The following is a 1,289-nucleotide window of genomic DNA, read 5'->3' as shown; positions in this document are numbered from 1 at the left end:
GTTCTTTTTCTTTAACTTTATCTGCAGTAGCTCTTAAATATATTGTCCTTAAAGCAATTGGTGATGAAGAAATTGGCATATTTATTTCCTTGTAATTTAAAATTTCATTATCTTATTAAGGAAATAGTTGGTATATAAAAAAAACTCCTTTTTAAATAGCATTAAAATTAAAAAAGATATAATAAAATAGCCTTTAGATAATGTTCATAAGAAACACCGATACCATTTCTAATGGTATCGGCATCTTCTATTTAAAATGAAATAAATATATCGCTTATATATTTTTTTTACATCGTAGAAAATGTATTCATAATTATCCCACCAGAAATAATCAATGCCATAGAAAATATTGCTGGTAGATCGGGTTTTTGTTTATATAAAATCATCGCTACTAATGTTACACCCACAATACCAAACCCACACCACAGTGAATATGCTACACCAACAGGGATATATCCCATTGCGCGTGTTAGGGCAAAATAACAAATACAGTAAGCCGCAATCACTAAAACAGAAGGCGCTAATTTACTAAAACCGTTGGTCTTTTTAATCATTGACGTGCCCGTGATTTCAGAACCAATAGACAACGCCAGCCATAAGAATCCGGTAAACATAATGGTTATCCTTATTTATTTTAATAAAGTACTTATTTATTAAAAAATAGTTTTATTAAAAATAGATTTATTAAGAAGTAGATTTATTTATTCACTGGCGATGCAGTCTGTTTAATATTAGGTGTTTCCGTTGTTTCTTTTTCCTCTTCTTCTGAGCCCATTTTGGAGAAGAGATTCATAATCACAATACCACTGGCAATAACGGCCATGCCGATGATTGCCGCAGTATCAGGATGTTGTCCATAAAATGCCATACCTAATGTTGATACGACGAGTATCCCTGTTCCTGACCACGTAGCATATGCCAACCCTACAGGAATATTTTTTACTGCACGCGATAATGAGTAATAACAAATAACGTATAAAACAACAATTAAGCCTAACAATAATGTTTTAGTTGTTCCTTCACTATTATCAAACATTTTTAAAGTAGAGGTTGCTGAGGTTTCTGAAATAATAACCGCCAGCATCCAAAGCCATGATTTAGCTTTTGGTGACATAATAAGACTCCTGAGTTATCAGATATAATTTAAGATTAATTTTTCAAACTTTTTAAATATTCAATAGCAGAATCCGTTAATTTATCTTGCGATAAATGATATTCTCCAGGCTTATTCATTACTTCATTTAAAGTAATATAGCGATTATTATCTTTCTGTTTAATTTCAGGTTTAT

Annotated in this window: 2 protein-coding genes; both read right to left on the bottom strand. The window is 31.0% G+C overall.

The window, feature by feature from the left end:
* Positions 1 to 287 precede the first annotated feature (287 nt).
* Entirely contained in the window at positions 288 to 614 is a 327-nt protein-coding gene (locus BHE89_RS17535; RefSeq protein ID WP_004245856.1) for a DMT family transporter, read from the bottom strand.
* 83 nt (positions 615 to 697) lie between these two features.
* A complete protein-coding gene (locus BHE89_RS17530) occupies positions 698 to 1,114 on the bottom strand; it encodes a DMT family transporter (RefSeq protein WP_069366971.1) in 417 nt (138 codons plus the stop codon).
* Positions 1,115 to 1,289: the final 175 nt, after the last annotated feature.

Origin of the sequence: Shigella sp. FC1967 (assembly GCF_001743005.1) — a bacterium.
In the GTDB taxonomy this organism is placed as follows: domain Bacteria; phylum Pseudomonadota; class Gammaproteobacteria; order Enterobacterales; family Enterobacteriaceae; genus Proteus.
Note: the sequence above shows the minus strand (reverse complement) of the source record. Positions and strands in the feature narration are given on the sequence as shown.